Raw genomic sequence first — 24,506 nt, 5'->3', positions numbered from 1 at the left:
AGTTGGGTACATATGGGTATGCCTCTTGAGTTAAATACGATGATTGTAACAAAAGGCAGAGAAATAAGAATCGAGGAGAATAGTTTTATATTAGAAAAGGAAGGCTATCGACTTTATCCGATTGATATTCCCATTGACGTGAGAAAAACGATTGAAAGTGATACGAACGGAACAGCTGTCATCAAAAAAGTAGAATGGAAAGAAAACCGTACATTGTTAACTTATCAATTAATTTCACTAAATTCTACAAATTAGTAAAAAAGCCCTTATCCACAACAGCGATAAGGGCTTTCTTTATTTAGGCAACGGGTCCGCCTTTTTCTTCAATTTCTGGATCTAATTTAGTGAATTTCTTGAAGTTTTCACGGAATTTCCCAGCTAATTCTTTTGCTTTCAATTCATACGCTTGTGGATCTGTCCAAGTTTTGTTTGGTTGAAGTACCTCATCAGGAACTCCTGCAATGTGAAGAGGAATGTTTAGTCCGAAAATTTCATCTTTTACGGTTTCAACATGGTTTAGTTCCCCTTCAAGTGCCGCCTGAATCATAGCTCTTGTATAGGATAACTTCATACGGCTGCCTACTCCGTATTCTCCACCTGTCCAGCCGGTATTTACTAGAAAGACATTTGCATTATGCTCAAGAATTTTCTCCCCTAGCATTTCTGCATAACGAGTTGCAGGTAAAGGCAGGAATGGTGCACCAAAGCAGGTAGAAAAGGTTGCTTCTGGAGAAGTAACACCACGCTCTGTTCCCGCTAGCTTGGATGTATAACCACTCAAGAAATGATACATTGCCTGCTCCTTTGTTAACTTCGAGATTGGAGGCAATACTCCAAATGCATCTGCTGTTAAGAAGACAATTGTATTCGGGTGGCCCGCAATACTCGGCTCAACGGTATTTTCAATGGCGTGCATCGGATAAGCAGCCCGTGTATTCTCAGTAAGTGTCGCGTCATCATAATCTGCAATTCTTGTATCAGGATTGAGCACAACATTTTCTAATACAGAACCGAAATGGATAGCGTCAAAAATTTGTGGTTCTTTTTCCCTTGAAAGATTAATGGTTTTTGCATAGCAGCCACCTTCTATATTAAACACGCCACTTGATGACCAGCCATGTTCATCATCACCAATTAAGCGGCGATTTGGGTCTGCTGATAAAGTGGTTTTACCCGTCCCAGAAAGTCCGAAGAACAAAGCAACATCACCTTCAACACCAATATTAGCAGAGCAATGCATGGAGAAAATATTATTCTCAGGTAATAGGTAGTTCATAATTGAAAAGATAGATTTTTTCATTTCACCGGCGTATTCTGTTCCGCCGATTAATATGGTCCGTTTTTCGAAAGAAATGATAATAAAGGTTTCAGAATTTGTTCCGTCTATAACAGGATTTGCTTTAAAGTTAGGAGCGGAAATCACCGTAAAACCTGGTTTATGTGTGAGCAGTTCTTCTGCACTAGGACGAATAAACAATTGATGGGCGAATAAATTGTGCCAAGCATATTCATTTACAATTTGAATCGGCAGCTGGGTCTTTTTATCTGCCCCTGCAAATCCTTTAAACACGAAGATTTCATTTTTTTCTTTTAAGTATTCTACAACTTTATGATAGAGGTTATTAAAAACTTCTTCCGAAATTGGCTGGTTTAAATTCCCCCAATCAATTTTTTCCTTTATGGATTCTTCCATGACAATAAATTTGTCTTTAGGAGATCTTCCAGTATATTTACCTGTGGAAACACTAATCGCCCCAGTTGAGGTTAGTTTTCCTTCATTCCTAGATAGGATTTTTTCCACTAATTGAGGAACAGACATTTGAATATGCACATGACTTTCTTCCAGCAATTGGTTTAAATCATTTGGGACATGTACTGAATTCATCAGAACGAACCTTCCTTTTCAAGTTTTTAATATTCGATATATTCATAAAAAGTATAACACATTAAAATTAATAGTCTATACTAATTAGTGAATTTGGGTTGTATTATACAGTATAAATTTCAATTGGAAAGATTTATTAAAAATATCCTTAATTTGCTAGCAAATTCGTTGACAACGTTCGACAGGTTCAAGTAAGATACTATTTTGAACGGATACTCTCTTATCCTGAGCTGGTGGAGGGACAGGCCCTATGAAACCCAGCAACCTGCTTCATGAGAAGTTGATACATAGTGTCATTTTCTCAAATGCGAAGGTGCTAATCTGACGCAAGGCTTTGACCTTGAACGATAAGAGTGAAAGGACCGGAACAACCTTTCCTCATGTGGTAAGGTTTTTTATTTTGTATAAGACCTTTTATCATAAGAGTTGTTAATAAAAATCCTTTGTTTATTTCATACTAAGGGAATGAGTACCGTATCAATTTCAGTGGTTCTAGAAGTATTCCTGTAACCTTCATATGAACCTTGATTTATCTCATAATATAGGAGGAAATCAGATGTCAACAAAACGCCGTTTGTTTACTTCTGAGTCAGTTACGGAAGGTCATCCAGATAAAATCTGTGACCAAATATCTGATTCGATTTTAGATGCGATTTTAGCAAAGGATGCAAATGCTCGGGTTGCTGCTGAAACATCCGTTACTACTGGATTAGTCTTGGTGGCAGGTGAAATCACTACATCTACTTACGTTGATATTCCAAAAATTGTTCGTGAAACCATCAAAGGCATTGGGTACAATCGTGCCAAGTATGGCTTTGACTCGGAAACTTGTGCAGTATTAACTTCAATTGATGAACAATCTCCTGACATTGCAATGGGTGTTGACCAAGCACTCGAGGCCCGTGAAGGACAAATGACTGATGAACAAATTGAGGCAATTGGTGCAGGAGACCAAGGTTTAATGTTTGGTTTTGCATGTAATGAAACAAAAGAACTAATGCCTCTTCCCATTTCCTTAGCACACAAGCTGGCACGTCGTTTGACAGAGGTTCGTAAAGAGGAAATCCTTCCTTATCTGCGTCCGGATGGAAAGACACAAGTAACAGTAGAATACGATGAGAATGATAAACCTGTCCGTATCGATACGATTGTTATTTCAACTCAGCACCATCCTGAAATTACGTTAGAGCAAATCCAGCGTAATGTAAAAGAGTATGTCATTAATCCAGTTGTTCCAAAAGAACTAATTGATGAAAATACCAAGTATTTCATTAATCCAACTGGCCGCTTCGTTATCGGTGGACCTCAAGGAGATGCTGGTTTAACAGGCCGTAAGATCATTGTGGATACATATGGCGGTTACGCACGTCATGGCGGTGGAGCATTCTCTGGTAAAGATCCAACAAAGGTAGACCGTTCTGCAGCATATGCTGCTCGTTATGTTGCGAAGAATATTGTTGCAGCAGGACTTGCTGATAAGGTTGAAGTTCAGCTGGCATACGCAATCGGAGTAGCAAAACCGGTTTCTATCTCTGTTGATACGTTCGGTACTGGCAAAGTAAGTGAAAATATATTAGTTGATCTTGTAGGAGCCAACTTTGATCTCAGGCCGGCAGGTATCATTAACATGCTTAATCTTCGTCGCCCTATTTATAAACAGACCGCAGCATACGGTCATTTTGGACGTACAGATCTTGACCTTCCTTGGGAGCGTACAGATAAAGCTGACGCATTACGTCAACAAGCAAATAGTAAATAATCTAAAGGGAGTTGCATTTAAGATGTAACTCTCTTTTTCCTTTCCTCGTCTAAGTTTAGGGCAATAGGTTTAGGTGAAAACTATTTGTACCGGAATTTTCCTACCTTTAACACTGACATTTTTATATGAATAGTGGTAGGATAAGAGAGTATGTTTTTTAGTTTGGATATTAGATTGGAGTAGGTGAGGTACATAATGTGTGGTTTTATTGGTTGTGTACACGACAAAGAACAACATTATCGTGATGAACAAAAACAACAATTCAAAAATATGAACGATATAATAACCCATCGCGGACCTGATGATGATGGCTTTTATTATGATGAGCATATTCAATTTGGCTTTCGCCGTTTAAGTATTATTGATATTGAATGCGGGCATCAGCCATTAACATATGAAAATGAGCGCTATTGGATTATTTTTAATGGTGAGGTTTATAACTACCTGGAACTTCGTGAAGAATTGCTCAAGGATGGTTTACAGTTTGCAACAAACTCTGATACAGAAGTTATTATTGCTTTATATAGCCATCTGAAAGAAAAAGCGGTTGAAAAACTGCGCGGAATGTTTGCCTTTACAATTTGGGATAAACAAGAACAAACTGTTTTTGGTGCAAGAGACCCTTTCGGGATTAAACCGTACTTTTATTTTGAGGATGGGGAAAGAACATTTTTTGCATCTGAGAAGAAAAGTATTCTCCTCGCATTAGAGAACGATGTTTTAGATTATGATTCCCTGCAGCACTATTTAACATATCAATTTGTTCCAGAACCAAATACGATGTCAAAAGGCATCCATAAGTTAGAGCCAGGGCATTATTTTACAAAAAAGATCGGCTCTCCAATGGAAATCAAGAGATATTGGAAAGCTAGTTTTAACCCGGTTCAGAAATCGGAATCAGCGTTTATTAAAGAAATTCAAGATGTGTTAATTGATTCGGTTAAGATGCATATGAGAAGTGACGTTCCTGTTGGGTCATTCCTTTCAGGTGGAATCGATTCTTCCATTATAGCTTCGATTGCTAAACAATTTCACCCAGCTATTAAGACGTTTTCAGTAGGTTTCGAACAAAATGGTTTTAGTGAAATCGATGTTGCAAAAGAAACGGCTGACAAACTTGGGGTAGAAAATATCAGTTATGTGATTACACCGCAGGAATACATGAATGAACTGCCAAAAATTATTTGGCACATGGATGATCCCCTTGCAGACCCAGCTGCGATTCCATTGTACTTTGTAGCCCGTGAAGCAAGAAAGCATGTTACGGTTGTTCTTTCTGGTGAAGGTGCGGATGAATTGTTTGGCGGCTACAATATTTATCGTGAACCACAGGATCTCGAAGTGTTTAATAAAATCCCAAGAGTAGGAAAAGTATTGCTAAAAGGCATTGCAAACATGATGCCTGAAGGAATGAAAGGGAAGAGTTTTATTGAACGTGGAGTCACGCCTATGGAAGAACGTTATATTGGTAATGCAAAAATGTTCACCGAGGCAGAAAAAAGAGAGTTGCTATCGGTCTACCGTGAAGGTTTAGATTACACCGATATCACAAAACCACTTTACGCTGAATCAAAAGGATATGATCCAGTTGATCGTATGCAATTTATTGATATTCATACATGGATGCGCGGCGATATTTTATTAAAAGCGGATAAAATGACGATGGCTCATTCATTAGAGCTTCGAGTTCCATTTTTGGATAAAGTGGTTTTTGAAACAGCATCGAAAATTCCAACTAGCTTGAAAACAGCTAACGGTACAACGAAGTATATTTTACGAAAAGCAGCTGAAGGAATTGTTCCTGAGCATGTATTAAATCGTAAGAAACTTGGTTTCCCAGTACCTATTCGCCATTGGCTCAAGAATGAAATGAATGATTGGGCAAAAACGATTATTAGAGAAAGCAACACGGATCATTTACTAAATAAATCTTACGTATTAAATCTTCTTGAAGACCACTGTCAAGGGAAGGCAGACAACAGCCGTAAAATATGGACTGTCTTAATCTTTATGGTGTGGCACCAGGTTTATGTAGAAGGCAAGTACTCCTTTTCTGGACAAAAAGAACTATTAACAATGAAAAATTAAAGAAAAATGCACTCATAGTGATATATGGGTGCATTTTTATTATCATTTATTTTTGAAGTGACTTATAATACTGAGCTTTCTCCGCATATTCTGTATAAATCCGATGCATTTCTTTTTTGTCATGTTCATTTAATTCTCTAATAACTTTAGCGGGTCTGCCAAATGCTAATGTATTAGGAGGGATTTTTTTGCCTTGCGGTACAAGACTGCCAGCGCCGATAAATGCGCCTTCTCCAATTTCTGCTTGGTCTAGAATAATCGACCCCATGCCAATCAATGCCTTTTTTCGAATAATACAGCTGTGGAGAATCACCTGGTGGCCAATAGTTACTTCATCCTCTATAATCAATGGGTTATTGGGGCTTTGGTGCAAAACAGAGTTATCTTGGATATTCACTTTTTTCCCGATGACTGTAGGTGCCACATCTCCTCTAATGACAGAGTTATACCAAACGCTTGATTCTTCACCAATTTCAACATCACCTGTAATGGTGGTAAAATCGGCGAGGAATACTGAGTCTGCTATTTTAGGGTATTTGCCTTTGTATGGATAAATCATTTCGGTCGCTCCTTTTTGACTGAAATACATATTCATTCTAATATAATACTAAATAGTAATTTTTTCTAGGAGGAAAAACTATGTGGAAGTGGGAAGCAGAAGGGGAAGTGAAGGCTGTAATCGTGATGGTTCATGGTGCAATGGAACATCACCGGCGATATGGCTGGCTCATTGAAATGTGGCGCATGTCTGGTTTTCATGTCATTATGGGTGATCTTCCTGGACAAGGCATGACAACTAGATCCCGAAGAGGCCATATAGATTCATTTGAAGAGTACATAAGTGAAGTCAAAGAATGGATTAAAGCAGCTTATCGTTATGAATTGCCTGTATTTTTATTCGGGCATAGTATGGGGGGCTTAATTGCGATTCGTTTACTGCAGGAAGAAAATTTTGACTTGGCAGGGGTTATTCTCTCATCACCATGCTTAGGGTTAGTTCATACTCCTCCCAAAATTTTAGATATCCTGTCATACGCAATCAATGTGGTTTACCCTTCATTTAAAATGAATTCAGGTATAACCGTTGATATGGCTACTAGAAACCAAGATGTCCTTGAGGCGGATAAAGATGACAGCCTCTATATCACAAAAGTCTCTGTTAGGTGGTACCGTGAGTTAGTTGAGTCTATGAAAGAGGCTTTCCTGTCAATTGAGGGCACAAGGGATGTCCCAATGCTTGTTATGCAAGCAGGAGATGATAAGATTGTTAATAAGATTCCCGTTAAGGAATGGTTTAACCATGCGCCTCTATCGGAAAAGAGATATAAGGAATGGCCAAAGCTTTATCATGAAATTTTTAATGAACCTGAACGAGAAGATATATTTGAGTACGCGAAAGATTTTGTCAGCAGTCAATTAAAAGCAATAGGTTACATTGTTTAAGAAAGGGAAGATTTACTCCATGATGCCAATCAGACTCATGTCGAAAGTATACCGCCGCATTATTCCAGCTGTCCATCGAGAACTGAGTTTTTGGAGGTCCCGAGCAGAAAGTATCCCTAACAAGGAGCTTAGAACACAAGCTCTGGCTAGTATTGAACATAAAACGTTTCACTGTGAAGGCGGGGGTATTCTTGCACTTTCTGCGAATGGTGAGTATAGAAAAGCAGTAAAGTTTATCGTAGCCTATCAAACCATTAGTGATTACTTGGATAATCTTTGCGATCGGAGTACCTCGCTCGATCCGAAGGATTTTGCAGCGCTTCACGAATCCATGCGCGATGCCCTGACAATAGGAAGTAAGCCTAGAAATTACTACCGGTTTCGTGAGGATCAGAACGATGGCGGCTATTTAAATGATTTAGCTCAAACATGCAGATCAATTTTAGAAGAAGTGGAGCATTATCCAATAATAAAGGATTACTTGTTGGAGCTCTGTGAATATTACTGCAACTTACAAATACATAAGCATGTTATTCATGAGGAACGGGTACCCCGACTTGAAAAATGGTTTAAAGATCATCAAAGTAATCTGCCAGATATGGAATGGTATGAGTTTTCTGCTTGCTCTGGTTCTACTTTGGGGATATTCTGTCTTATCTCGTATGCGATGAGAGAGGATTTTTCCGCAGTGGATGCTGAGAATATTCGTAAAGGTTATTTTCCTTACATACAGGGACTCCATATATTATTAGATTATTTTATCGACCAAGAAGAAGATCGAGAAGGCGGCGACTTAAATTTCTGTTTCTATTACGAAAATCCAGAAACACTTTTCAAACGTTTAAAGCACTTTGTTACGGAGGCAGACAAACATACAGAATTTCTGCCACATAAGAAGTTTCACCAGCTTATTAATAGAGGCCTGTTAGGAATTTATTTATCGGATGGGAAGGTTCGTAAACAGAAAAATATCCGGAAATTAGCAAAGGGAATTATTAAGACTGGAGGGATTATTAGCTATTTCTTCTATATCAATGGACTAGCGTATCGTTCCTTTCAGAAATGGATTCCCTCATTATTTACAAGACCTTTGTAAAATGAAGAAAACCAGGCCAAATCAGCCTGGTTTATCTTTTCTCAATTGCAACGACAAAAGGGGGATTATTTTGTTGGTTGATAAATCGATACTGAAGGACATGAGCCTTCTTCTGGTCAATATCCTGACAATACGTCAATAGCGCATCCCGCTCAACTGCACCTTCAGCATGGCCATGGTAAATCACAAGAATGATTAATCCTTCAGGAAGCATTATCTCAAGTAACTGTTCGATTGCTGATATGGTGGTTTCAGGTTTTGTTACAACTGACTTGTCACTGCCAGGCAAATAACCTAAGTTAAAAATTGCCGCTTTTACCTTACCATGATGTTCTGCAGGTATTAATTTGGAAAGCTGTTCGTGACCTTTATGAAAGACGGTTACGCGATCAGCCAAATTATGTTGGTTCAATTTTTCTGTACTTGTTCGAATGGCATCCTCTTGTACATCAAATCCATACACAGTGCCATTTTCACCTACAAGCTGCGCCAAAAAAAGAGTATCGTGGCCGTTACCTAGTGTTGCGTCAACAACGACATCACCATTTGTAACATTCTTTTCAAGTAATTTCTTTGCATAAGGAAGTATTCGATCCAGCTTCACCGTTAGTTCCTCACTGTACTTTTTTGATAAAGTTTACCTTGATAGCTGTCTCTTCTTTTTAGCTCTGCATCAATGGAATTTAGTACTTCCCACTTGTTCACACTCCACATAGGTCCTACCATTAAATCAATTGGTCCGTCCCCAGTAATACGATGAACAATCATTTCCGGCGGTAAAATTTCTAATTGGTCACATACTAAATTTACATAATCCTCTTGAGTTAGAAATTCAAGCATGCCTTTTTCATACTGTTTCACCATTGGAGTACCCTTAAGTAAGTGAAGCAAATGAATTTTTATTCCTTGAACGTCAAGTTTAGCGACTTCTCTTGCGGTTTCCATCATCATTTCATATGATTCAAGCGGTAAACCGTTGATAATGTGAGAACAGATTCGAATGCCATGTTTCCTGAGCTTGTTTACACCTTCAACGTAACATTGAAAATCATGGGCACGATTAATTAATAATGCAGTTCGTTCATGGACGGTTTGCAAGCCAAGCTCAACCCATAAATACGTTCTTTGATTTAATTCGGCTAGATATTCAACCACATCATCTGGAAGACAGTCTGGGCGAGTGGCAATTGATAAGCCAACTACCCCCTCTTGATTTAGCACCTTTTCGAATTTTTCACGGAGAACCTCAACAGGTGCATGCGTATTTGTATAGGCTTGAAAGTAGGCCATATATTTGCCATCTTTCCATTTTGTATGCATTTTTTCCTTAATTTCAAGGAATTGTTTCTCTAAATCATCTGCTCGGTCACCTGCAAAATCGCCTGACCCCGCGGCACTGCAAAACGTACAGCCGCCGTGAGCAACCGTACCGTCACGATTTGGGCAGTCAAAACCGCCGTCTAAAGCAACTTTAAAAACTTTATGGCCAAATTGCTGGCGTAAGTGATAATTCCAAGTATGATAACGTTTATCGTCAGAAGCATATGGAAAAGGGTTCGTCTGAGTCAATTCAGAAACCTCCTTTTAGTTTTTTAAGCATAAACTCAATTTTATCATGAAAATAAATGCTTATCCAACTGTATTGTTTACCAGTAATTATCACGTAATAGGAAAAGGAAGAGAGAACAAAATAAGATATGAAGCACTTTGACTCATTGAGGGAAGTGTTTTACCAAAAAGAAGGGGGTCCTTAGATGGCTACTCGTGCTTCAATGGATGCTTTAATACAGCAGTGTGAGGATGTTATTCGCTACGCACAGGATCAATTTAAAGAAAGCAGCCTTCAAGAGCAGTACAATAATGATGGGTATACGCAGGCACTACAGAAACTTGAACAAACCTATCAGGATATTGCCAAGATGGCTCATAGCGCTAATGGACAGCAGCGGGATCAACTCCATCGGATGAGACTTCAAATTCAACAGCTTCAAAATAATATGATTTTAGAGGGGCAGGCATTTAGAGGAGGAGATCTTTCTTGAAAAAGCGTTCAAAACAACAAAACCCTGAACAAAAAACCCGTAATGGGAATAACAATCAGGATCTTGAGCTTGGCCAGGATGTTGATCTTATTAAACAATCTAAAGAGAAATATGAAAAATCTGGCGGCCAGCCGGTGAAGTCAAAATTTCACCAAGAAAAGGACCAGTCATCCTAATAATTCGCTTCAGACCTTCAACAAGTGTTGAGGGTCTTTTTTATGAAAAAAACCTAAAAACACCATGAAAATAAGGTAAAATCGCCGTTCACAAATTAGAAATAACTCAATATCTTTTTGTGATTTTGGTCACAGAATGGGTTTCGGTATCATGGGATAAATAAGGTATGAAATTTCGACTTCGAGTTTAAATATGAGGAGTTCTGTGAATATGTTCACAAAAAATTCACAACTTGAAAGGAAGGAAGGACAATGAAAAAATTACTGCTTAACATAAATATAATCCTGTGCTGCTTGCTGCTATTAAGCCCCTCAGTTACCGCAGGAGAAGAAAATCAGAACATCCTGACAATGGAGGAACTTTCAATCAAGGTAATGCCAGAATTTGCATACCATCCCAACGATGAAAAGAAAGAACATCCCCCCTTATTAATTGGCTTTCAAGGAACGATGAGGAATCTCTCAGAACAGCCGCAAAAAGGCCAAATTGAACTGCCGCTTCCCATGGAAGAAAAGAATTTTCAAATTGGCTATGTAGCTGATTATTCAAGTGATTTATCAAAGGTTTACGAAATTGAGTACATAATAGACCAAGAAAAAGGGACCATTTCCTGGACAACAAGCGAAGAGATTCAGCCAAATGATGTTTATAAATTCGTTGTTGAATTTTATACCGATACGATAATGATTGAAAAAGAAAAGAAAAGCCTTTCATACCAATTTAAAAGCTTTACGGATATATGCTTATTAAATATTTCTTTCATAGAGCCTCTGCAGGCAAAACAGGTAGTGCTTAATCCGGCACCTGAAGAGAAAAAGACTCACGCTGATGAAAAAGGTATTTATTCCTATTTCTCTCAAGGAATAAAGGCTGGAGAAGAGAAAAGCTTCACACTTACGTATGAACGAAATGAAGCGAGGCCTACTATTGAGTTGATGGAAACACAGGGACAACCACCAATTGATACTGTGGAAGATGAAAAAGATCCTGCTATCTTTTCCATTGCAGCGGTTAGCGGAGCAGGCGTACTAGCTGCAGGTGTGTTTACTTATTTGTCTAAAAGAAAACGCAGGAAGAATTAGCTCTGCAAGACCATTCCTCTTGGCAATAAAGTACATAGTACTTTGTTCAATAAATTAGAGAGAAGATTAATATTATGGGAGGTGAAAGGATGTTAAAGAGAGGTTTTAAAAAATTGTGGGCTATTGACAAAAGGGTATTACTTTTAGGTGCATTAATCGCCGGTGTACTATTTTCCTTTGGTACAGTGAAAACAATGGCTTACCTTGATTCACCTGGTTTTTGTCAAAACTGTCACACGATGAAGTCAGTTTATACCTCATTTGTTGATTCCACTCATGCAGATTTGCAGTGTAATGATTGTCATTTACCGCATGAAAGTGAGGCAGGGAAGTTATTTTTTAAAGGCCGCGCTGGGATGACACATATTTATTACAACACCTTAGGTACAGAGGATATACCTGATCGCATTTATGCCACAACTCGCACACTAAGAGTCATCAATGAAAACTGTGCGGATTGTCATAAGAGTACGGTCAGCAATGTTTCACATGACCAGAAGGAGAATTGTATGTCATGTCATCAAACAGTACCACATGGAAGCGATTTTAAAGATGATAGTTTCGACCAGGCACCAAAGTCTGGAGAATTATTAAAAAATAAGGGAGGATTTTAAGCATGAATAGGTTCCGCTATGGGGCATACCTCCTTCTGATAGCATTGATTCTTATTATTACTGGCTGCAGCAGCAATGAGGCTTCAAGTGAGAAAACAGCAAGTGCTAAAGAAGCGAAGGGAACAACTGGCCTATCTAAGGATGAAATAAGTAATGAAGCATTTAAAAAGTTATTTCCACTTCAATACAATAGCTACATGAAAAATGAAAAAATGGAAGACACAAAATACAATGGGTCCGTAAAAAGAAGCAAGTACGACCCTGATAAAGAACCGTTACTGCCAGTATTATTTAACGGTTATGGATTCGCTACAGAATACAATGAGGACCGTGGTCACGTATATGCTTTGGAAGATGTAAGGAATATTAAACGGATTACCGATAAATCAGTTGGTTCTTGTTATACATGTAAATCAACAGCAGTCCCTCAAATGATTGAAGAAATGGGCGACGATTATTGGGGAGCCAATTTTAATGCAGAGATTTGGCCAAAAGGGGAGGCAATGGGACATTCGCCAATCGGATGTTCAGATTGCCATGATCCCGAAACAATGGACTTACGTATAACTCGTCCAAGCTTTTATAAAGCGTTAGAAGCTCAAGGAGTGGATACTTCGAATCCAACAAAAAATGATATGCGCAGCTATGTGTGCGGTCAGTGCCACGTAGAATATCACTTTGCAGCAAGCAACAGCGAAGTAACCTTCCCATGGAAGGAAGGCTTTAAACCAGAAGAAATGTATAAGTATTATGACACCATTGCAAAAGAAAATGGGTTTGAAAAGGATTGGATCCACAATATTTCAGGTGCGCCAATGTTAAAGGCACAGCACCCTGAGTTTGAAACCCATGCAGGCGGTACACATGGAAAAGCAAATGTTTCCTGTGCAGACTGTCATATGCCTTTTGAGCGTGTAGACGGTAAGAAGAAAATTACGTCACATTACTGGACTTCACCGCTGAAAACAATGGATACATCATGCGGACAATGCCATGGTGACCGTGATTTAGACAAATTAAAAGATCGTGTGACTGAAATCCAAGATGCAAACGTGAGTGCCTTACATGAAGCACAGGATATCTCCACAACAGCTCACTATTACATTAATAAAATGATTACTTCTGGAGTCAGCCAAGACAAGATTAAACAGGCTCAAGAATTTGTACGTAAGGGGCAGTGGTTCTGGGATATTATCGCAGCTGAAAACTCTTCAGGCTTCCATAATCCACAAGGGTCTATGGATTCATTAAGAGAGTCAGTTGTACAATCAAACAATGCAATTCGCCTTGCAACAGAAGAGCTAGTGAAAAAAGGTGTAAGTATTGAAGAACTTAATACTGAAATTGAAAAAGTTAAAGCAGCTGTTCAAGCTGAAACTGTGAACGAGAAGAAAAAAGATCATGCTATAAACAGCTACTTCCCTGCACAGCAGCCTGTAGTACCTGCAGTAAAAAAATAGACCCTGACCACCAATTTCTTAATCGTCCCGCTAAGAAGGATTAAGATTGGATGAACCAGAGTCCCTAAAATTGAAGGAAACACCACTTCCAATATGGAGGTGGTGTTTCCTTTTGTATATTGTGTCAAATTTATGACGGTGTGTCAATTTTACCTAAGCTTTTTATCGCTTGAGATGGTCTAAATCTTTACGGAATAAAATATTTTATAAGGAGATTACAATCTGTGTATTTCATATGAATGGAGAGACGAACTATGCTGGTTGTTCATTTTCTTGAAAACAAAGACATCCTTTTGAGTCAACTTCTAAAAAATGTACCATCAGTCGGTGATGAGGTAGTAATAAAAGGACGCAAAGGAAAAGTAACAAGCGTTACCAATATGGATGAAAACGAAATTCATGTACAGCTATTCTTCGAGAAACTTAAGGTCAATAAAGGTAAAACGGTGGTAGATACTTCTAAAAAGAAAAAGCGGTAACTTGAGTTTTTTATGATGCCCGAAAACCTAGAAAAGCTGGAAAAGTGGTAACCATGAAGCCCTTCATGATGCCCGAAAATCAAGAAAAACCAGAATAGTGGTAACCATGAAGTTACCTAGTAAAATAATCATCAAAAAGCCTTGTTTTTTTGAGGGCTTTTTTTCATTTTTACAACAATTTGAAAAGGCATTGCAGGGAACTGGGAATGGGAATACAATATCTTTTGAAACTCGAAATATTTGATAGTTAAGGAGCGTTTTTTGATGCCGCGTGCCTTATGGCTTTTAATTATTGGGATGGCAGTAAATGTAACAGGCTCTTCTTTTTTATGGCCTTTAAACACCATCTATATTCACGATCATTTAGGGAAATCGTTAACAGTTGCTGGAGTAGTACTAATGGTAAATGCCGGTGCGACTGTCATTGGAAACTTATTCGGCGGCACGCTATTTGATAAAATCGGCGGCTATAAATCAATCCTTTTAGGAATCTGGATCTCGCTTTTAGCTTTAATTGCATTAACATTCTGGCACGGCTGGCCAGCCTATATTATCTTTTTAACCATCATTGGCTTTGGATCAGGCATTGTTTTTCCTGCTATGTTTGCAATGGCCGGTTCGGTGTGGAAAGAAGGTGGCAGGAAAGCCTTTAATGCTATTTATGTAGCTCAAAACCTTGGAGTTGCAGTTGGCGCGTCTCTTGGAGGATTTGTTGCAGCTTATTCAATTCAGTTAATCTTTCTTGCGAATACCATTATGTATGTCATCTTTTTCATGATTGCTGTTTTTGGTTATAGAGATATTTCAGTAGAACCAGTCAAGCAAGCAAAAACAAAGGGTCAGGTAGTTGTGAAAAGTCGAAAAAATTTGCAGGCTTTGCTTGTTTTATGCATAGGTTATTCCCTCTGCTGGGCTGCGTATGTACAATGGACAACCACGATTTCGTCCTATACACAAGAAATCAATATTTCCTTAACTCAATATAGTTTTTTGTGGACGATAAACGGGGCATTAATTGTTCTGGGCCAACCGTTTTTAAATATCATTTTGAAGCATCTTTCTGCAACACTTAAAGTACAAATTCTTATAGGAATTGGTTTTTTTATCATATCGTTTTTGATTGTCGGGCAAGTTACGGTTTTTACAGGATTTCTTGTGGCAATGATTATCTTAACCATCGGGGAAATGTTTATTTGGCCGGCTGTACCGACGCTCGCTTTTGAACTAGCACCAAAGGGGCGAGAAGGTTTTTATCAAGGGATTGTCAACAGTACTGCTACTGGGGGAAGAATGATTGGACCATTATTAGGTGGAATACTAGTCGATTTATACAGCATGTCAGTACTATTCACAGTATTAATAGGAGTATTCTTTATTGCAATTATGACTACCCTGACATATGACAGAATTTTAAAATCAGAAAAAAAGATGTCAGATATAAATTTACCGGTCTCTTAATGTGGCCGGTTTTTTTGGGGTATAAAATAAATCCTAGCGGACATACTAATTTGGGTGAATGTTTACTTGCATACTGCGAAGAAATTTATTACAATTACCGTAATACTTTTTATAAAGAATGACAGTGATTAGGAGTAGTAGTGAATTATTCCCGTTTATTAGAGAGTTGACGGCTGGTGGAAGTCAACCGGGTACATCATGAACTCGCCTATGAGTTGCAAACATGAAAGAAACAGTAATGTTTGCCGTATTCCGCGTTAAGGATTAATGAGCGAGTGTTAACAACACTAATGTGGGTGGTACCGCGGGAAGATACATAGACAATCCTCTCGTCCCTTTTGGGATGAGGGGTTTTTTTAATTTTTTTTAGGAGGCAGCACTTATGAGTTTCGATCATCAGCATATCGAGAAAAAGTGGCAAAAAAAATGGGAAGAAGAAAAAACATTTAAAACAAGTGAAGAATTTGATAAACCAAAATTCTACGCATTAGATATGTTTCCATATCCATCAGGAGCAGGACTGCATGTTGGACACCCTGAAGGTTACACCGCTACAGATATCCTTTCACGCTTAAAGAGAATGCAAGGGTACAACGTGTTACATCCAATGGGCTGGGATGCATTTGGTTTACCTGCTGAGCAATACGCGTTAGATACCGGAAATGATCCCGCAGAGTTCACGGAGAAGAATATTAATACTTTCCGCAGACAAATTAAATCATTAGGTTTTTCATATGACTGGGATCGAGAAGTTAATACAACCGATCCAGAATACTATAAATGGACACAATGGATTTTCTTAAAACTGTGGGAAAAAGGTCTTGCGTATATTGATGAAGTTGCTGTTAACTGGTGCCCTGCACTTGGGACGGTGTTGGCAAACGAAGAAGTAATTGATGGTAAAAGTGAACGCGGAGGTCATCCTGTTGAACGACGTCCAATGAAGCAGTGGATGTTGAAAATTACAGCTTATGGTGACCGTTTGCTTGAGGACTTAGAAGAGCTTGACTGGCCAGAAAGCCTTAAAGAAATGCAGCGCAACTGGATCGGTCGTTCCGAAGGTGCCGAAGTAACCTTTGCTATTGATGGTCATGATGAAACATTCACCGTGTTTACGACTCGTCCAGATACTCTATTTGGTGCAACTTATGCTGTCCTTGCTCCAGAGCATTCTTTTGTCGATAAAATTACAACAGCCGAGCAGCGTGCTGCGGTAGATGCTTATTTAGACAAAGTCAAAACGAAGAGTGATCTTGAGCGAACTGACTTAGCGAAAGAAAAAACTGGTGTCTTTACTGGAGCATATGCGATTAACCCAGTTAACGGCGAGAAAATGCCAATCTGGATTGCAGACTATGTATTAGTGAGCTATGGAACTGGGGCGATTATGGCTGTTCCGGCTCATGATGAACGCGACTATGAGTTTGCAAAACAATTTGACCTTCCAATTATACCTGTTGTAGCAGGCGGAGATATTGAAACCGAAGCTTTTACAGGCGACGGTGAACATATTAATTCTGATTTCTTAAATGGCTTAAATAAAGAAGAAGCAATTACGAAGATGATTTCTTGGTTGGAAGAAAAGGGGATCGGAACGAAGAAGGTTACGTTCCGTTTACGCGATTGGCTGTTTAGCCGTCAGCGTTATTGGGGTGAGCCAATTCCAATCATCCATTGGGAAGATGGTACGATGACAGCAGTACCTGAGGATCAGCTGCCATTAACCTTACCGAAAACAAAGAATATCAAACCTTCCGGAACGGGAGAATCACCTCTTGCTGTGATTGAGGACTGGGTAAACGTCGTAGATCCTGAAACAGGTAAGAAGGGTCGTCGTGAAACAAATACAATGCCGCAATGGGCAGGCAGCTGCTGGTATTATTTACGATATATTGATCCAAAAAATGATCAAGCACTTGCTTCAAAGGAAAAATTAGAACACTGGCTTCCTGTAGATGTTTACATTGGCGGTGCTGAGCATGCTGTTCTTCACTTATTGTATGCTCGTTTCTGGCACAAAGTTCTTTATGATATTGGTGTTGTATCAACAAAAGAACCATTCCAAAAGCTTTTCAACCAAGGTATGATTTTAGGCGAAAACAACGAAAAGATGAGTAAATCAAAAGGAAATGTTGTAAATCCTGATGATATCGTTGATAGTCATGGCGCCGATACACTTCGTTTATATGAAATGTTTATGGGGCCGCTTGATGCTTCCATCGCTTGGTCAACAAATGGACTTGACGGTTCTCGTCGTTTCCTTGATCGTATTTGGCGTTTGATGGTTGAGGATAATGGAGAATTAAATCCAAAAATTCAAGAAAATGAAGAAGCAGGTAATTTAGAAAAGGTATACCACCAAACAGTGAAAAAGGTAACCGAAGATTATGAGGGCTTGAGATTTAATACCGCAATTTCACAAATGATGGTATTTATTAACGAAGCCTATAAATCAACTGTTCTTCCAAAGCAGTATATCGAAGGCTTCGTAAAAATGCTTGCCCCAGTTGCACCGCATGTTGCGGAAGAACTTTGGGAAAAGCTCGGTCATAGTTATACCATTACTTATGAAACTTGGCCAGCATATGATGAAGCTAAATTAGTGGATGAAGAAGTGGAGATTGTTATCCAAGTTAACGGAAAAGTAAAGACAAAGCTAAAAGTTCCTACAGATGCTAGCAAGGAAGCACTAGAAGGTATTGCCATGGACGATGATCGAGTGAAGGAACAAATCGAAGGGAAAACCATTCGCAAAGTTATCACCGTTCCTGGTAAACTTGTTAATATCGTAGCAAATTAATTGGATGTCCCCCTGTTAAACAGGGGGGAACTGTAATAAGGGGTGGGAAAATGGAAGAAATTCAAATTATTACACCAGAAGAATTAAAGAAAAAGCTCGAGCAGGGGGAAAAACTTGAGCTTGTTGATGTTAGGGAACATGATGAGGTTGAGCAAGGAATGATACCTGGTGCGAAGCATATCCGGATGGGTGAGATTCCTGCAAACCTAGATTATTTTGATAAAGATAAAGAGTACATCTTTATTTGCCGCTCAAGCAGAAGAAGTGAAAATGTATGCTATTATCTTCAAGAACAAGGTTATAATGTTCGTAATATGATTGGCGGCATGCTCGAGTGGACGGGTGAAACAAAATAACGATTCCAATGCGGAATCGTTTTTTTTATGCCTATTATTTTTAATTTTCAGAAAAGATGGAAATAATGAAAGTAAAAAAGATAGGGAGAATCATATGATCCAGGTAAAGTTATTTGACCGTGAGCATGAAAAGGATTTAGAAAAGGAAATGAACCGCTTTTTAAAAGGGATTGATGAAAAACAGTTAATGGATATTAAGTATAATGTAGCTGCAATAACGGAAGATGAAGAGGACGAACAAATCTATTGTTTTTCAGCGATGATCATTTATAAGGCCTGAAAATAATCAGGCCTGATATTGTTTTTTAGCGGATAAGGCAGCATTAGTTCCAGCGAGTCTTCCGGTGACTAACGCTGAAGTGATATTATAGCCGCCGGTATAGCCATGGACATCAAGAATCTCACCGCAAAAGTAGAGGCCGCCCATCACTTTGGAAGCCATTGTCTGCGGTTCGATTTCTTTCACGGAAACGCCGCCGCCCGTTACGAAGGCTTTTTCCAACGGTAACGTACCATTTACTTTAATCAAGAACTGTTTGCAGCTCTTCACAAAAGTACGAAGTTTTTCATTTGAGATTGTTGCCCCTTGTTCTGAAGGGTCAATTTCATTCCGCTCCAGCAGAAACAAGAGATAACGTTCAGGGACTAGCCCCTTTAATGTATTTTTAATGCTTTTTTTCGGTTCGCTTTTTACAAGTTTCACAATTTCTTGAAAAAACTCTTCTTCTTTTTTATCTGGTATAACATCTAAACTCATGACAGCCTCTGTTAACTTCCATTTTTTCATTGCCTTTACCACAAATTGACTGCAGCGGAGGACTGCTGGACCACTAAGCCCAAAATGGGTAAAAATCATATCCATCCTGTGAGTGATAATCGCTTTCCCTTTTGGATTCAGTACACTTAACTCAATATCCCGTAATGACAAACCCTGTAGTGATTTATCTTTGATAAAGGGTTCATTTGAGGTGACAGGCACCTCAGTAGGAAACAGTTCCGTAATGGTATGCCCGGCTTTTTCAGCCCAGGCGTAACCGTCTCCCGTTGAGCCAGTATGAGGAACTGATTTACCTCCGACAGCTATGACAACAGATTTTGCTTCCATTTCAGTACCATTTTTTAATATAACAGTAGAAACATGACCTTCTCTATAAACAACATCTGCCACTGGGCTATTGGTGTATACCTTCACCTTAAACTTCTCTAATTGGGCTAAAAGTGCATCGACCACGGATTGTGCTTTATTAGAAACAGGGAACATCCGTCCATGATCCTCTTCCTTAAGGGCGATGCCTAATTTTTCAAAGAACTTGATAATATCTTCATTACTAAAAATTGAAAAAGCGCTGTATAAAAATTTCCCGTTGCCAGGCAAATGCTTGATGATTTCTTCAACAGGGAGTCGATTGGTGACATTACAACGGCCGCCGCCGGAAATGGCCAGCTTCCTGCCAAGCTTGTCACCTTTATCAATTAATAGCACCTTTGCTCCTTTTTCCCCAGCGGCAATTGCAGCCATCAAGCCCGAAGGACCGCCGCCAATAACAATTACATCATAATTCATACTTCCACCAACTTTATGTATATTCGTTTAAAATGAGACTGCGCATTATTCCATTATAAACACTCTGATAGAAAAGAAAACGGATAGGCAATTATTTTTAAAAATTTAGCACGGCTGTTAGTGGCATCCCAGCAAAAAGAGATGTAAACTACTAATAGTGTGCAAAATTGTGTATACCGAAAGTTTGCTCATATGCGCACAAACTTTTTCTTCACTAGGAAGGGATTCTTAATTTATGTCATCTAAGCTTATAAGAGGAACATTTATTTTAACATTGGGTACCATTATATCCAAGGTACTTGGCTTATTATATGTCATACCCTTTTATCAGATTGTAGAATCAGAAGGAACAGCGTTGTACCAATATTCTTACATCCCCTATACAATCTTTATTAGTATAGCTACAGCTGGTGTGCCCCTTGCTGTTTCAAAATTTATCTCAAAGTATAATGCACTTGAAGAATATGCTGTTGGGCGCAGATTGTTCAAATCTGGACTAGTTATGATGCTATTGACGGGTATAGCTTCATTTTTAATTTTGTATTTTTCAGCACCGCTTATAGCTGACATGATTATTTCAGAAAAAGATGATGTCGGATCAAGAGTACACGATATCATCACTGTTATCCGTGCAGTTAGTTTTGCACTGATTGTTATACCGTTCATGAGTTTAATTAGAGGATTCTTCCAAGGACATCAATCAATGGGACCATCCGCTGTTTCACAAGTGGTGGAACAGATTGTCCGGATTACCTTCACACTCGCAGGGGCCTATATCGTTATACACTTCTTAAATGGAAGTATTGTAACGGCTGTTAGTGTGGCAACTTTTGCTGCATTTGTGGGTGCTATTGGAAGTTTGATCGTTTTATTTTGGTACTGGTATAAACGGAAACCCTATTTAGACCAGCTCTTACAACAAGATAAAGGAACAGCACAGGTATCTTTGAAAGATATCTATAAAGAAATCCTGATATACGCTGCTCCGTTTGTGTTTGTTGGAATCGCCAATCCATTATTCCAAGCGATTGATCAAGTTACCTTTACCCGTTCCATGCAGGAAATCGGTAACAGCTATAAGGCGGCGGAGGCTGCATTCTCCATCTTGAACTTTGAATCACATAAAATCGTCATCATTCCTGTTTCTCTTGCCACAGGGTTCTCGTTGGCTCTTGTTCCAAGTATCACGAAAGCATTTGTAGAAAGTGATCAAAAAGCGTTAAGACAACAATTAAATCAAACCTTTCAAGTCTTACTGTTCTTAACTCTGCCGGCTGCCATCGGACTCTCACTATTAGCAGAGCCTGTCTACACAATATTTTATGAACATAAGGAGCTTGGCTTTGAGGTATTAAGAGCCTATGCACCAGTCGGTATTCTATTTTCATTATTTTTAGTTACTAGTTCGATTCTGCAGGGAATCAATGAACAACGGTGGACAGTATTAAGCTTATTAGTTGGGCTACTGATTAAATTGTCGCTAAATATTTCTTTTATTACAATGTTCGAGACAAAAGGCGCTGTATATGCAACGGCACTAGGCTACATCGGAGCTATACTGATTCAATTACTGGTTATAAAAAATTATGCGAAGTATCCTTTCTTATTTGTTTGGAGACGGAGCTTGTTAATTGTTATCTTTGCTGGTTTCATGTGGGCAGGAACAGAGCTTGTTTACCAGCTTTTATTGTTATTCCTTACACCAGAATCTAAGGTTCAATCGCTTATTATGATCATTGTTTGTGCAGGAGCAGGAGCTCTTATCTATTTTTACCTCGGATTAAAATCCGGACTTGTAAACAGACTATTTGGAGACAGGGTTGACCGAATAAAGCGGAAATTAAGATTAACCAATTAAACTCCTAAAAAAGAAGGAGGATTACCTTGAGAATTGATAAAATGCTTGCTAATCTTGGCTATGGAAGCCGTAAGGAAGTAAAGCAGCTTCTAAAAAGCGGCGCTGTTAAAATCGATGATGTAATCGTAAAGGACGCGAAACAGCAAGTCGATACAAATAAACAAACGGTTACTTTAAATGGAGAAGTAGTTGAATATAAAGAATTTATCTACCTAATGATGAACAAACCTCAAGGAGTATTGTCGGCTACGGAGGACAGTGCTGGGGAAACAGTTATCGATTTATTGGAACTTGAAGATCAGGTTTATGAACCGTTTCCAGTCGGAAGATTGGACAAGGATACAGAAGGGTTATTATTGATTACCAATGATGGTCAATTGGCCCATCGTCTGCTTTCACCTAAAAAGCATGTACCCAAGACCTATTTTGCGGTGATAAACCAGGAAGTAACCGATGATGACATAAAAGCTTTTGCAGAGGGAGTTACACTCGATGATGGGTATCAAACTAAACCAGGTATGTTAAAAATTTTGAAGTCTGGTATACGATCGGACATCGAGCTGACCATAACCGAGGGCAAGTTCCATCAAGTGAAAAGAATGTTTGAAGCAGTTGGAAAAAAAGTTGTCTATTTGAAGAGGATTTCTATGGGACCACTACCTCTTGATGAGACCCTTGAATTAGGTGAGTATAGAGAGCTGACAGATGAAGAGATAGAGCTTTTAAGGAATTACCAAGTAAAGTAAAAAGGACAAGGCTGCGTGCCTTGTCCTTTTTACGCTTGAAGAAAGGATGTTAACATCCAATTATGTTTGCTTAGTGTTTCAATTAATTCGGTAAACATATCACTTGTTACTTCATCATTTCCCTGTTCTGCAACGATTTTAGCTTCCTTTAATTCAGAGATAAGCTGGGAGAAATCATTTACCACATTTTGTACCATTTCTTCAGCAGATAGTGTTTCAGTAGTTTCTTCAAGAGTGGCATATTGGATGTACTCTTTTAATGTAGAAATCGGCTTTCCGCCTGTGATTAATAACCGTTCAGCTAATTCATCGATCGTTCCTGCAGCCTCTTCGTACAATTCTTCAAATTTCGAATGCAATGTAAAAAAGTGTGGTCCTTTTACATACCAGTGAAAACGATGCAGCTTCGTATATAATACATTCCAGTTCGCGAGTTGTTGATTCATTACTTGTTCTAGTGTGATTGTATGTTGTGTCATTGTTCATTCCTCCTAATTTCTAATCTGTTTTAATTATAACACATATTAATTAAAAGTAAATATTAAATTATAATAATTATAAATAAGTAGTTTAATTAGTAACAAATCAAAAACTGGGTAATCTAAAAATATTTACTACACTGTCCCACATGTGAAAATCAAAAAGGGGGAAGCAGCGTGAAACTTTCACACAAAGAGACGATCGAACTGCATGGCTTTAATAACTTGACCAAATCATTAAGCTTTAATATGTACGATATTTGTTATACAAGATCAAAAGAAGAGCGTGAGGCGTACTTAAAGTATATTGATGAACAATATAGTGCAGAAAGGTTACAAAAGATCCTAACGAATGTATCGGATATTATTGGTGCACATGTATTAAACGTAGCAAGTCAGGATTTTGAACCCGCAGGGGCAAGTGTAACGCTTCTTGTATCCGAGGGCCCAGTTGAAAATGCTCCGTCAGAACATTTTGAGGAATCACCAGGACCGCTGCCAGAATCGGTCGTTATGCAGTTAGATAAGAGTCATATCACTGTTCATACATACCCTGAATATCATCCTGATGAAGGTATCAGTACCTTTAGGGCAGATATTGATGTATCTACTTGCGGAGAAATTTCACCGCTTAAGGCACTGCATTATCTTATTCGTTCGTTTGAAACGGACGTTATGATAATCGATTATCGTGTGCGTGGATTTACAAGAGATAAAGATGGATATAAATTATTTATTGATCATGAAATCAGCTCGATTCAGAATTATATTCCCGATGATGTTGGCGAACTATTCGACATGATTGATGTAAATGTGTATCAAGAAAATATTTTCCATACAAAATGTAAACTTCGGGAATTTGATTTAAACAACTATTTATTTGGCTATAAAAAAGAAACATTACAACCGGAAGAGATAATTGAAATTACCGAGAGAATAAAGGTTGAGATGGATGAAATTTTTTATGGAAAGAACATCCAATAAATGACCATTTTACTAATCGCCTATCTATGTCGGATGGTAGCCAAAAAGAAAGTTCGCAGCTTTACTAAAAAGTAGAGCTGCTTTTTTGCGTCCTCGGTGTAAAATGAAATTCATAGGAACTAATTAAGTAGGAGAG

At 38.6% G+C, this 24,506-nt stretch carries 24 protein-coding genes, 1 riboswitch and 1 other annotated feature; of the genes, 18 read left to right on the top strand and 6 right to left on the bottom strand.

The features are described 5' to 3' along the window. Positions 1–12: 12 nt before the first annotated feature. Positions 13–255 carry a DUF2584 domain-containing protein gene (locus QNH29_RS24330; RefSeq protein ID WP_283861865.1) on the top strand — a complete coding sequence of 81 codons (243 nt, stop codon included), beginning with the start codon at positions 13–15 and terminating at the stop codon, positions 253–255. A 43-nt stretch (positions 256–298) separates the two neighbouring features. On the opposite strand, the gene pckA is transcribed toward QNH29_RS24330, so the two are convergent. Next, positions 299–1,885, bottom strand: a complete 1,587-nt coding sequence (pckA, locus tag QNH29_RS24325) for a phosphoenolpyruvate carboxykinase (ATP) (RefSeq protein ID WP_283861864.1) — start codon at positions 1,883–1,885, stop codon at positions 299–301. 217 nt (positions 1,886–2,102) lie between these two features. Continuing rightward, positions 2,103–2,239: riboswitch (SAM riboswitch) on the top strand. Between the two features lie 202 nt (positions 2,240–2,441). Between pckA and metK the strand changes: the two genes are divergently transcribed. Both metK and asnB read left to right on the top strand, forming a co-directional pair. Next, positions 2,442–3,644: a methionine adenosyltransferase gene (gene metK / locus QNH29_RS24320; protein WP_283861863.1), complete on the top strand. Its 1,203-nt coding sequence runs from the start codon at positions 2,442–2,444 to the stop codon at positions 3,642–3,644. A 195-nt stretch (positions 3,645–3,839) separates the two neighbouring features. After that, the gene (gene asnB / locus QNH29_RS24315) at positions 3,840–5,732 is read left to right on the top strand and encodes an asparagine synthase (glutamine-hydrolyzing) (protein ID WP_283861862.1); all 1,893 of its coding nucleotides are present in this window, start codon (positions 3,840–3,842) and stop codon (positions 5,730–5,732) included. 46 nt (positions 5,733–5,778) lie between these two features. Here the strand turns inward: asnB and QNH29_RS24310 are convergent, their stop codons facing one another. After that, on the bottom strand, positions 5,779–6,291 hold the full coding sequence (locus tag QNH29_RS24310) for a gamma carbonic anhydrase (RefSeq protein ID WP_283861861.1): 513 nt from the start codon (positions 6,289–6,291) through the stop codon (positions 5,779–5,781). Positions 6,292–6,371: 80 nt separating this feature from the next. Here QNH29_RS24310 and QNH29_RS24305 point away from each other — a divergent pair, with 80 nt between their 5' ends. Together QNH29_RS24305 and QNH29_RS24300 are read left to right on the top strand one after the other, a co-directional pair. Beyond that, a complete protein-coding gene (locus QNH29_RS24305; RefSeq protein WP_283861860.1) occupies positions 6,372–7,175 on the top strand; it encodes an alpha/beta hydrolase in 804 nt (267 codons plus the stop codon). Positions 7,176–7,212: 37 nt separating this feature from the next. Next, positions 7,213–8,271, top strand: a complete 1,059-nt coding sequence (locus QNH29_RS24300) for a tetraprenyl-beta-curcumene synthase family protein (RefSeq protein ID WP_481858754.1) — start codon at positions 7,213–7,215, stop codon at positions 8,269–8,271. Positions 8,272–8,302: 31 nt separating this feature from the next. Here the strand turns inward: QNH29_RS24300 and mnmM are convergent, their stop codons facing one another. After that, positions 8,303–8,875, bottom strand: a complete 573-nt coding sequence (gene mnmM, locus QNH29_RS24295; protein ID WP_283861858.1) for a tRNA 5-(aminomethyl)-2-thiouridylate-methyltransferase MnmM — start codon at positions 8,873–8,875, stop codon at positions 8,303–8,305. A gap of 2 nt (positions 8,876–8,877) precedes the next feature. Then, entirely contained in the window at positions 8,878–9,840 is a 963-nt protein-coding gene (gene mnmL / locus QNH29_RS24290) for a tRNA modification radical SAM protein MnmL/YtqA (protein WP_283861857.1), read from the bottom strand. A gap of 185 nt (positions 9,841–10,025) precedes the next feature. Here mnmL and QNH29_RS24285 point away from each other — a divergent pair, with 185 nt between their 5' ends. The 10 genes from QNH29_RS24285 to QNH29_RS24240 all read left to right on the top strand — a co-directional run bounded on the left by QNH29_RS24285 (position 10,026) and on the right by QNH29_RS24240 (position 19,019). Continuing rightward, the gene (locus QNH29_RS24285) at positions 10,026–10,313 is read left to right on the top strand and encodes a YtzC family protein (protein WP_283861856.1); all 288 of its coding nucleotides are present in this window, start codon (positions 10,026–10,028) and stop codon (positions 10,311–10,313) included. Further along, positions 10,310–10,489: a glycogen biosynthesis protein GlgD gene (locus tag QNH29_RS24280; protein WP_283861855.1), complete on the top strand. Its 180-nt coding sequence runs from the start codon at positions 10,310–10,312 to the stop codon at positions 10,487–10,489. The genes QNH29_RS24285 and QNH29_RS24280 overlap by 4 nt, the downstream gene beginning before the upstream one ends. 252 nt (positions 10,490–10,741) lie before the next feature. Next, entirely contained in the window at positions 10,742–11,572 is an 831-nt protein-coding gene (locus QNH29_RS24275) for a hypothetical protein (protein WP_283861854.1), read from the top strand. Positions 11,573–11,661: 89 nt separating this feature from the next. Further along, a complete protein-coding gene (locus tag QNH29_RS24270) occupies positions 11,662–12,186 on the top strand; it encodes a cytochrome c3 family protein (protein ID WP_283861853.1) in 525 nt (174 codons plus the stop codon). A 2-nt stretch (positions 12,187–12,188) separates the two neighbouring features. Then, a complete protein-coding gene (locus QNH29_RS24265; RefSeq protein WP_283861852.1) occupies positions 12,189–13,646 on the top strand; it encodes an ammonia-forming cytochrome c nitrite reductase subunit c552 in 1,458 nt (485 codons plus the stop codon). Between the two features lie 239 nt (positions 13,647–13,885). Beyond that, a complete protein-coding gene (locus QNH29_RS24260) occupies positions 13,886–14,125 on the top strand; it encodes a hypothetical protein (protein WP_349654872.1) in 240 nt (79 codons plus the stop codon). Between the two features lie 264 nt (positions 14,126–14,389). After that, positions 14,390–15,583, top strand: coding sequence for an MDR family MFS transporter (locus QNH29_RS24255; RefSeq protein ID WP_283861851.1), 1,194 nt, complete (start codon positions 14,390–14,392; stop codon positions 15,581–15,583). Between the two features lie 115 nt (positions 15,584–15,698). Further along, positions 15,699–15,923, top strand: a binding site (T-box leader). 42 nt (positions 15,924–15,965) lie between these two features. Further along, positions 15,966–18,383 carry a leucine--tRNA ligase gene (gene leuS / locus QNH29_RS24250; protein ID WP_283861850.1) on the top strand — a complete coding sequence of 806 codons (2,418 nt, stop codon included), beginning with the start codon at positions 15,966–15,968 and terminating at the stop codon, positions 18,381–18,383. A gap of 50 nt (positions 18,384–18,433) precedes the next feature. Then, a complete protein-coding gene (locus QNH29_RS24245; protein ID WP_283861849.1) occupies positions 18,434–18,739 on the top strand; it encodes a rhodanese-like domain-containing protein in 306 nt (101 codons plus the stop codon). A 94-nt stretch (positions 18,740–18,833) separates the two neighbouring features. Then, positions 18,834–19,019 (top strand): sporulation protein Cse60, encoded by a 186-nt coding sequence (locus QNH29_RS24240; protein WP_283861848.1) that lies wholly within the window; start codon positions 18,834–18,836, stop codon positions 19,017–19,019. A 6-nt stretch (positions 19,020–19,025) separates the two neighbouring features. Here the strand turns inward: QNH29_RS24240 and QNH29_RS24235 are convergent, their stop codons facing one another. Next, a complete protein-coding gene (locus tag QNH29_RS24235) occupies positions 19,026–20,303 on the bottom strand; it encodes a BaiN/RdsA family NAD(P)/FAD-dependent oxidoreductase (protein ID WP_283861847.1) in 1,278 nt (425 codons plus the stop codon). A gap of 235 nt (positions 20,304–20,538) precedes the next feature. Between QNH29_RS24235 and QNH29_RS24230 the strand changes: the two genes are divergently transcribed. Continuing rightward, the gene (locus QNH29_RS24230; RefSeq protein WP_283861846.1) at positions 20,539–22,161 is read left to right on the top strand and encodes a putative polysaccharide biosynthesis protein; all 1,623 of its coding nucleotides are present in this window, start codon (positions 20,539–20,541) and stop codon (positions 22,159–22,161) included. Between the two features lie 26 nt (positions 22,162–22,187). Next, on the top strand, positions 22,188–22,907 hold the full coding sequence (locus QNH29_RS24225) for a pseudouridine synthase (protein ID WP_283861845.1): 720 nt from the start codon (positions 22,188–22,190) through the stop codon (positions 22,905–22,907). Positions 22,908–22,936: 29 nt separating this feature from the next. Here QNH29_RS24225 and QNH29_RS24220 read toward each other — a convergent pair whose 3' ends face one another. After that, positions 22,937–23,386, bottom strand: a complete 450-nt coding sequence (locus QNH29_RS24220; protein ID WP_283861844.1) for a Dps family protein — start codon at positions 23,384–23,386, stop codon at positions 22,937–22,939. A 177-nt stretch (positions 23,387–23,563) separates the two neighbouring features. Here QNH29_RS24220 and speD point away from each other — a divergent pair, with 177 nt between their 5' ends. Then, a complete protein-coding gene (gene speD, locus QNH29_RS24215; RefSeq protein ID WP_283861843.1) occupies positions 23,564–24,370 on the top strand; it encodes an adenosylmethionine decarboxylase in 807 nt (268 codons plus the stop codon). Positions 24,371–24,506 lie beyond the last annotated feature (136 nt).

It is taken from the genome of Neobacillus sp. DY30, assembly GCF_030123065.1.
GTDB lineage: Bacteria > Bacillota > Bacilli > Bacillales > Cytobacillaceae > Neobacillus.
Note: the sequence above shows the minus strand (reverse complement) of the source record. Positions and strands in the feature narration are given on the sequence as shown.